Annotated in this window: 8 protein-coding genes; 2 read left to right on the top strand and 6 right to left on the bottom strand. The window is 40.7% G+C overall.

Translation table 11 applies throughout. The features are described 5' to 3' along the window. The 5 genes from HMPREF0519_RS13935 to HMPREF0519_RS09950 form a co-directional block, all read right to left on the bottom strand. The coding region (locus tag HMPREF0519_RS13935) for a hypothetical protein (RefSeq protein ID WP_003635912.1) at positions 1-1,174 on the bottom strand (1,174 nt) is incomplete at its 3' end. A gap of 199 nt (positions 1,175-1,373) precedes the next feature. After that, positions 1,374-3,251 carry a hypothetical protein gene (locus tag HMPREF0519_RS09965; protein ID WP_003635910.1) on the bottom strand — a complete coding sequence of 626 codons (1,878 nt, stop codon included), beginning with the start codon at positions 3,249-3,251 and terminating at the stop codon, positions 1,374-1,376. Between the two features lie 491 nt (positions 3,252-3,742). Then, a complete protein-coding gene (locus HMPREF0519_RS09960; protein WP_003635909.1) occupies positions 3,743-4,615 on the bottom strand; it encodes a hypothetical protein in 873 nt (290 codons plus the stop codon). Between the two features lie 258 nt (positions 4,616-4,873). Then, positions 4,874-6,619, bottom strand: a complete 1,746-nt coding sequence (locus HMPREF0519_RS09955) for a hypothetical protein (protein WP_003635905.1) — start codon at positions 6,617-6,619, stop codon at positions 4,874-4,876. Positions 6,620-6,836: 217 nt separating this feature from the next. Then, positions 6,837-7,076, bottom strand: a complete 240-nt coding sequence (locus tag HMPREF0519_RS09950) for a hypothetical protein (protein ID WP_003558172.1) — start codon at positions 7,074-7,076, stop codon at positions 6,837-6,839. A gap of 214 nt (positions 7,077-7,290) precedes the next feature. On the opposite strand from HMPREF0519_RS09950, the gene HMPREF0519_RS09945 reads away from it, so the two are divergent. Together HMPREF0519_RS09945 and HMPREF0519_RS09940 are read left to right on the top strand one after the other, a co-directional pair. Next, positions 7,291-8,184: a DNA/RNA non-specific endonuclease gene (locus tag HMPREF0519_RS09945; RefSeq protein ID WP_003635903.1), complete on the top strand. Its 894-nt coding sequence runs from the start codon at positions 7,291-7,293 to the stop codon at positions 8,182-8,184. Positions 8,185-8,352: 168 nt separating this feature from the next. Beyond that, positions 8,353-8,727, top strand: coding sequence for a hypothetical protein (locus tag HMPREF0519_RS09940; RefSeq protein WP_003558166.1), 375 nt, complete (start codon positions 8,353-8,355; stop codon positions 8,725-8,727). Positions 8,728-8,782: 55 nt separating this feature from the next. On the opposite strand, the gene HMPREF0519_RS13710 is transcribed toward HMPREF0519_RS09940, so the two are convergent. After that, the gene (locus tag HMPREF0519_RS13710) at positions 8,783-8,923 is read right to left on the bottom strand and encodes an alpha/beta fold hydrolase (RefSeq protein ID WP_225429144.1); all 141 of its coding nucleotides are present in this window, start codon (positions 8,921-8,923) and stop codon (positions 8,783-8,785) included. Positions 8,924-9,021 lie beyond the last annotated feature (98 nt).

Here is a 9,021-nt window from a genome sequence, read left to right as displayed (position 1 = left end):
GTTGCCATAAAAATTTAAATGCTATATTTGCATAAGAAGGTCCCTTGCCTCCACCAGTCACTGTATTAATAACAGGTCCATCAACCGGCGTCAAATCAGTCGTCAAAGAAAGCGAGGATTGCCCTAAAGCAACAGTTTTAATGGTGACAGAAGAACCATACTTAGCTTGTGCCAATGCATTGATTTGATCCTGAGTTAAAGTACCGTTGGTTGAGGTACCAGACAATGAATACCCGGTTCCAGACAACGCCGCATTGATTTGAGATGTCAATTGAGACGTATCATTTGCTGATAATGACCAAGTCGAACCATTTACAGTTCCTAACGTATTACCAGCTGTCCCATTTCCATAATTAATGCTCTTAATTGTATTGCCATTAGGGTCAGCCAGAACTACTCGAACAGCATTATTAGTAGTTGGTGTAGTAGAACTTGAACCTGGGTTAGTCGTTGACGACGAACTTCCTGTAACCTGTGTTAGCCCTGAATAAAGAATCCAGCCATTAGCGGCTGAGTTAGCTGAGTCCGTCGCACTAATATGAACCCACAAATCTCCTTCACGAGTTCTGGTAGCTGCCTGGTCAATTTTGAAAGTCTTATTGGCATATGATCCCGAATCAGTGATTTGACGACCAACTTTATATTGTGTCCAAGCTGGCTGTTTATATGTGACAGTTTTGCCATCGTTAGCCGTACCAGGATTGGTAATTCTAAAAGTACCATTTTGCTGATCAGTTGTCATAGCAGCGTATTTAGTTGTTGCGTATTGTGATAAACCGCCATTAAAATCCGAATCGCTCTTGCCACCGTAAATCCAGCCGCGATACTGACCATTAAAGGTCACAACTTTATAATAAATAGAACCGCGATTGGTCCGGGCAATTCGATAAGCACGAACATTATTGTTCGAAACAGTTGAACTTGAAAGCCCACTCAGCTCACTGGCTGATGCAACCAGTTTTGCCCCCTTGAGTGTGCCTGCTTTTGTATAAAGTGCGCTGCTTCCAGTAAAGTTAACGTTTCGATCAGATGGATTCATCGAAAGCGTTTGATTAGACTTTACCTTGGCGTAGGTCTTCGCACTAACAGTTTGTCCGTTACTTATACCAGTAACTACAAAGAATCCTAATGCGGCTGCTGATATAAATAATGAGCGTTTAAGGTTATTTTTCATATATCATTATCCCCAATACATATTATTTGAAACTTCACTTGTATTTTACAGCATATTAGTTCTCATTACTATATAACATGAAAATTGTTTATGGGGTTTAATATAGATGTCATATAAATTTGGGAAATAAAAAATAAAAAAATCTTTCAAGTTAGTTAAATAAAACCTGAAAGACTTTCTCATAAAAGAACGGATTAAATTATGGGTTTGTTACCGTCGTACCATTATCAGCAGTGTAATAAACGTTTACCGTTCCACCACTAAAACCGGAGCTTGCAGTTTGAGCAGTATAAGTTAATCTGTCCCAGGTTAACTTGGCTTGAGTTGCGCCAGTAGTCGTATCTTGAGCAATGATTGGATAAATAGGTGAGTAAATAGTCCCAAGATTATTACTCTTTGCTTGTGTTAGAGCAGCATCACCCGTGTAATATGCGCCACTTGCTCCAAGATTAAGCTTCATATCATTCGGTTGAAGATAAGCCAAGTTAGCGGCTTGTTTAGACTGCGTATTGATTGTTGCAAGATCGACTCCTTGAGCATTTGCAGCCTTCATTGCGTCAGTAAATTTTTGCTTCAACGTAGCATCGCTACTCTTAGACCACTGATAAAGCTCACTAGCACTAACCGTACTGCCACCAGCACCAGATCCTCCAGCAAATCCAGGAATCGTAATATCATCATTAACGGTTGGGCCGGCAAGACTATTCATTTGACGTGCATTCCAAATGCCAAGAGAACCATTCAACATCGGTTGAACTGTCGTAGTAGTCGTAACCGGTTGCGTATTCGTTACCGTAATCGTAACGTTATCCCCGAATCGACCAGCGGCAATTGCTTGTTGCTGGGCAGATGTTAACTGACCATTAGTTAAGAAGTAACCAGTGCCGGTCAACGCATTATTAACAATGCCGTTAATATTAGTAATGTCATCATTTGATAATGCCCAAACGTTACCATTCCAATACCCGAGATAGTTACCTTTTGTAGCATTAGTCTTAGGATAATCAACCGACTTCAAGAATGTGCCGTTTGGCGTTACCATATTAATTCGAACGGCGTTATCCGCAATTGCGGTTTGCTTTGTAACTGCAATATTAACTGAACCGCCAAACGTTGCGGCACCCAACGCATTAATCTGTGTCTGGTTCAAAGCGCCAACGTAGTATCCGGTACCACTTAAGTTGGTATTAATTTGGTTCTGAAGCTGTGTCTGGTCACTTGCAGCCAACGTCCAGTTAGCCCCATTTTGTGTTCCAAGACGCGTACCCTTTTGAGCACCTGTCTTAGTGTAGTCAAATGACTTCACAACGTTGTTATTATTGCTTGAATCTACCAGATTAATTCGAATGGCATTATCGGCAACCGGCGTTTGAGTTAATGTCAAACCACTATATAAGATCCAACCATTTGCCTGGCTGTATTGGTTATCGGTTGCTTGAACCTGTACCCACTGGTCACCTTCACGGGTACGTGTTCCCACTTGAATAATCTTGAAAGTTGCGTTTGCGTAAGGCGTTGAATCAAGAACCTGACGCCCCACCTTATATTGAGTCCATGCAGGCTGCTTATATGTGACCGTCTTACCATCATTGGCAATTCCCGGGCTCGCAATCTTGTACAAGCTATTTTGTTGGGCATCACTTAAGTTATTAGTGCTAAACGTCGTAAATTGCTTAGTACCACCGCCAAAATTAGCTGTACTTTTACCACCATAAATCCAACCACGTGTCTGTTGGTCAAATGATACAACCTTATAGTAAACAGAGCCACGATTGGTTGTTGCTACTCGATAAGCACGGAAGTTATCCGATGACGAATTTGAATTTGCCAACGTGGATAGCGTTGCCGTCGATGCAACTAATCGAGCACCACGAAGTGTTCCGGCTTTGGTATAAATGGCATTACCACCGGTAAACGAAATATTTCGAGTTGTCGGATCGGATGACATCTTGCTATTTGAAGTAACACGTGCATAAGTCTTCGCGTCTGCTTGATTTGCATTAATGGTTGCAGTTGCTGCGAATAATCCAAGAGCTGCCATTGAAATAAACAATGACTTCTTTAGATCAAACCTCATTATTAAAACCTCCCCTAATACATATATCTTCTCCTATACAACACCTTAAGTATAAATCATTATGAATGCGCTTTCCAAGAATCTGCTTACGAATGAGAAGAATTCTCATAACCTAATTGGCTGAATATTTCAAATATACATTCACCAATCATTTATTTTAATAACACTACTGCTCATATTTGATTGTGCACTATCTAAAAGAAAAAGCTGTTATACGCCGATCTTGAATAAACTCCCTGATACTTTCAATGAGGACAACTCGAAGCATATCCCGTTCTTTACTAATTAGTTAACTAAATTTAGGTCCTCTTCATCTGCCTTATTTAAAAAGCAGAACATCGGTTCTCTAATGGTAGCGCTACCAATCGCATTTCATTTCGGTACTAAGTTGAATAACCGCCGTTTGCTTTAAACAAAATCGGTTACTGGAAAACAATAAAAAGATCCCGTTTCAACTAAACATCGTTGAAGCGAGACCTACTGTCATATCATTATTCTGTTAATTTTTTCAACGTTAAGTGTGGCACAATATGCCAATTCTCCTGGTTTCCCAAAACCTTTGCATTGTATTTTTGCAATTCAACTTGTTCATGACTACCGCTTTGAGCATCCAAACCGGTTCCGAATTGAATCGACCCTTGGTAGTTGGTAAACATGCCCAGATGTTCATAATATTGCGGCGTATCCAGCAAAGAACGAAACGACTGGGTTTCTGCCAACGAGTGTTTTAATTGATGACCCCAATCAGGGCTCATCATCGATAAATCCGAATTAATCGTTGCAATTTTAGGAACCGATTGACTCTCTGGTCCAATACCATCAATCAGAAAATAACGATGAAACACCGAGGTCACATAACCATTATTATCCGTTGCAATTTTCCAATGTTCATCAATTCTGACAAACACCTTTTCCGTTTTAACATCCGGCAATGGGATCGTTACGCCTCTTAATCGATTACCGTTGAGATCATAGCCGCCAATAATGTAAGCCGGGTGGTGAACACGATTAAACAAGTCAATATGAGCGTCTTCATACGTAAAATGACTAGCCATCTTTGCATGACGGACGGTGACTTCCTGTTTTACAGGCACAACTCCCACATCAATATCCAAGTAGCTCTTTTTAACCAAGTGGGGTAAAAAGCCATGTCCCTGATACCGAGCATCATCCATGTGAAGCGTCGGAACGTAAAAGATCACGTTGCCTGGTATCGCTAACGCCTTGTCTCGTTCATCCCCTTGTTTCCGAGGCGGTGTCATCCGCTGCTGAAATTCAGTTGACCGTTCAAGAATACCCGTTGCGATATCTACAATATTGTCCGGCAAATTTGTAAATTTATGATTTGAAAATGATTGTGACATCACACTTCTCCTTCACAAGGCCATTTCCCAAAATCACATACTAAACCAGTATCCTTATTCGGAAAATGACCCATTTGTCCAACCTCTACATCTTTAAAAAACGATTATACCGGGATTTATCTCCCGTTGCAATTACTTCCATTCGTTCCAGTATAAGCGCAAGACAATTGAAACTCAACAAAGTCCGGTTGCTTTCAAAAGCAAAAAAGTTTTGCTGCACATCATTCAATGCGTCGCAGCAAAACTTCCTCTAAGCTTTTATTCCGTCAGCTTAGTCGCAACAACTCTAACCGTCACGTTCTTTGAAACCCCATTTTCTTGGGAAACATCTACCGCCATCGTTAAATTTGCTTTAATACCTGACTGATTAACCTGAATGGTTTGCCCATTGCCTAAAACCCGCTTGATTTTATCGGGACTCATGCTCTGGTCAATTTTATTGTAATAAGGATATCTGATTGGATAGAAAACCCGAATTGCTGCCTGCGCTGCAATCGATGGAAATGTACCTAATCCCAACTGCTTGACATCAACGTTCAACTGGCATTTCGCTGGATTTTCCGGATCAGGCACTTTTAATGACTCCGGATCCAATTTTAAGTCAACATTGACTGCCGTAATACCGTTATCATCCCGATCGATTTTAACGCCAATATCAAATTTCACTGTAATGGGCAATTCCTCAAAGAATTGTTCGACATTAATACTAAGCTGCTTGCCATCACCCAACAACCGCTTAACGGTGCCATCCGACATTGGAGACATAATGACCAGTGATCCCAGATAATTGACCTTGTAGTAAAGATTGGCTGCCGACTGAATTTGAGCCTTCAACTCATCATTTATAAGCATCCCTAAAATACCACTATCCAGCCCTGATACAGCCGCCTTCGCATTAATCCACTTAATTTGTGAATACGGTATTAATGTGACCAACGAACTCCCGGTTGGATTGACAATCACCGTATAGTTGCGGCCACCCTCAGCCGTAAATCGTTTACCATGTCCCAATTTAGTTGCAATTTCGACCAAGGACATATTTTGATCGTAATTAAACGGCTCTGAAAGCCCTTTAATCACCTGTTCTTTATAACTCTTCTGGACTTTGGAAATCACAGATTGATCTGTTTCTTGAGAAAAAGCATTTTTGTAAACCTTGGCATCAGTAGAGCTGAATGTCCCTGAATAATTAAGTGTCCCTCCTGGTTTTTCCGGACTAGAAGTGTCCGGACTCGGCGTGGAAGTTGGCGCGGTCGGTTTTTGACCTGAAGCTGATTGTTCAGGCAACGTTGACCCGGGCTGATTGCTAGAAGTGTCAAAAGCAGGTTCGACAGCCTTACCCTGAATCCATCCGTTAATACTTGGGTGTTCTTTACTGGCAATATAATAGTAAACTTTATCGCCCTTTTCTCGTTCAACCACACTTTTCACCGTTAAAGTATCTTTCGCATACGGTGCCATTGATTTAACGACTTTTGTCGGTTTATAGGTTGTCCCATATGGTGCCCGCCAAGTAACATGTCTGGTGCCGGGATTGGTAAATTGATAAGTAGCTGTCTTTTCCTCAGCTGTTAACGCCAGTTCACGATAGGTTTTGACTGCGTGTAGGCCTCCGGAAAAGCGATTTGTTTTTTGACCGCCATATACCCATCCCCGATATTTACCGTCAAAACTGACAACTTTATAGTAAACCTGATTTTGATTCGTCTTTGCAACTCTATAAGCGCGCAAATAATGATTGGCATTTTCGGAGTTATCCATTTTTTTCATCGTTTTTCTGGATAAAACCAGCTTATCACCCTTTAAGACGCTTGGCTTGGTATATAACCCGGCTTTACCAGTCGGTTCCACATTTCGTTTGCTCACTTTAGTTGTCAACGCTTTGTTGCTTGTCACTTTTACCTTGGACCCTTGGACCGGCTGAATGACTAACAACAGCGTGCTCGCGAACGTCACAACACAGGCACCGATCAATAAGCTTCCGCGTTTAATTTCCTTTTTCATCGTAATCCCTCCATTATCCTTATCGATACCATAAGAATAACCGAAAGATTTGAATTAGATGTGACTATTGTTTGCATTTTCAATGAAATAATATCCCGATAGTAATAACAGAGGTAACTATTAACCCCAATTAACCATTTTAAATAGACAAAAAAACGATTGGTCAAGATAGCTTCAACAAGCTAATAATCAGTCGTTATTTTATGTATCATTTCATTTATGAGTTCATGACAAACGTGATGGTGTCAAGCGTCGATACGTCAACAAACCGGCTTTGATTCAGCATATTGGTAAAAGTGAGTTTATCATCCTTAATCCCCGTTATGTACCCGACTACTGGCTCTATGTCTGTCACTTGATGTTCTTGGCGATCCCCAAAACTCAGCCGAACCATTCGACCACGGCGCATCGCTTTTGCCGCCATATCCAAAACCGTTGCTTCTGCTATTTTATCCATTTGCAAAATCCCCCTCCTGACAAATACTCATTATACGAACGAGCGTTCATAAAAGCAACAGGAAAATTTGGTCTTTTTTTAGCAAACATTTGAAACCCCTTGCTGCCACTACCATACGAATTTTAAATTATTTTTCTGTTAAAAATAGTGATAAAATTTATTTGTGAAGGAACTCACACTATGTTTTGCTTGGCATTCGACTTTATTTTAAGGGGTGTTTTATATCAGAAAATTCATTTATTTCTTCCTGTTTACGGTTTTGATTGTCAGCGGCGCGTCTTACCAGCAGCCCACTCAGACTGCAGAAGCATCATCTTACGTCTACGTTACCCGAACCGGTAAACATTACTTCTATCATAAACATAACCGTGGCTTGAACAATGCTAAAAAAATTTATCGCGTCAAGCTTTCGACGGCCAAAAAGCGTGGCTTAACTTTGGCCAAGACCGATTACAAACCAAGTTCAACACGCAAAAAAACGGTTAAGACGACACGCAAAAAAGCAAAAGCCGCAGGTAAAAAAGCTCAAAAAGTCAGTAAGCGTCAAATAAAGATTGGTCGGCAAATCATTATCATCAATCAAAATCGGCCAAAATTTTCAAAAGCAACGCTCACCCGAAAACATGGCGCTTGGCAAAGATACGGCCAGCTCGATTTCTTAAATCGTGCAACCACCGCGAACGCAATGCTTAACAAACGACTCATGCCGACCGAACAACGAGCGCCTCTCTATGTCGATCCAACCGGCTGGCATAATAAAAAAATCAGCAGTGGTTGGCTTTATAATCGTTGTCATTTGATTGGATATCAATTGACCGGTCAAAACAATAATCTTAGAAACTTGATTACCGGTACACGCTCATTGAATACACCATGTATGGAACGTTATGAGAATCAAGTGGCAGCCTACCTAAGAAGCAGCCGCAAGCATTACATCCGATATCAGGTTCGGCCTGTTTTCAAATCTAATAACCTATTGGCAAGCGGTGTCCAGATGCAGGGAAAATCTATCGGCAGTAATCGGGTTCGCTTCAATATCTACATTCGCAACATTCAAGCAGGTGTTAAATTGAATTACAAAACCGGTACCAGCCAGGTCACTAATTAATTAACCATGTACACACATTAATACGGTTGTTTTAAAAGCTCATGACGCTTCTGTAACAGTTATTGTTTAAGAAAACAAAACGTGGTACTTTCAACTAAGTAAGCGTTTTTTTAAATGCCATGTTCATCAAGCAACTGTCGCACAAGCACGATTGAAGAGCGTCATTCATTGAAAGTAAGCAGCTGCATTTATATCGCTTTGGCAACACTTTGTTTTGGGATGGGGCTCACGGTCGCTGACACAAGCGCTAATGCCATCCCAACCACTACCAGTGGATTATCCATCGGCAGGTATCGAACTAAATTATTTCACGGTTATCGAATTGAAACCAGGAATTACGTCCGCTACAATTCAGAATACAATGTTAAGCAACACACTATTTTATCCAAATATCGACCAACCCAAAAGTCAAAAGTTATTTTTAAATATGGAAATAAAATCATGCCGACAAGGCATCCTTGGATTTGGCACCATGGCAAAAATGACAATTTAATGACGATGTACCAGTATTCAAAGGGTGCTTGGCATAAAATGGAAATATAGCTTCTAAATCATGAGTCTTGGTTGTCTTTAAAAGAAGAAAAGCAAAGGCTCATTTTTAATTGACGTTATTTAAAAACCAGTTTAAAGCCTGTGCAAATTCCAGAGGATTCTCCAAATTCAGTTCATGTTTAGCATTTGGAATAATAACTAATTCTCCATCACTTAAGAGACTTTCCAGTCGATGTGACGCTTTCAAAGTTGTCGCCCCCATTTCAATCACCATACTAAAATTAAGTGTGCGTAGCAAAGCGGTTAGCGTTCGGAGTGTAAGACGTTCATTTCAGGAATCCTGGC

It is taken from the genome of Lentilactobacillus hilgardii DSM 20176 = ATCC 8290 (genome assembly GCF_000159315.1).
Lineage (GTDB): Bacteria > Bacillota > Bacilli > Lactobacillales > Lactobacillaceae > Lentilactobacillus > Lentilactobacillus hilgardii.
This window is presented reverse-complemented; position numbering and strand designations above follow the sequence as displayed.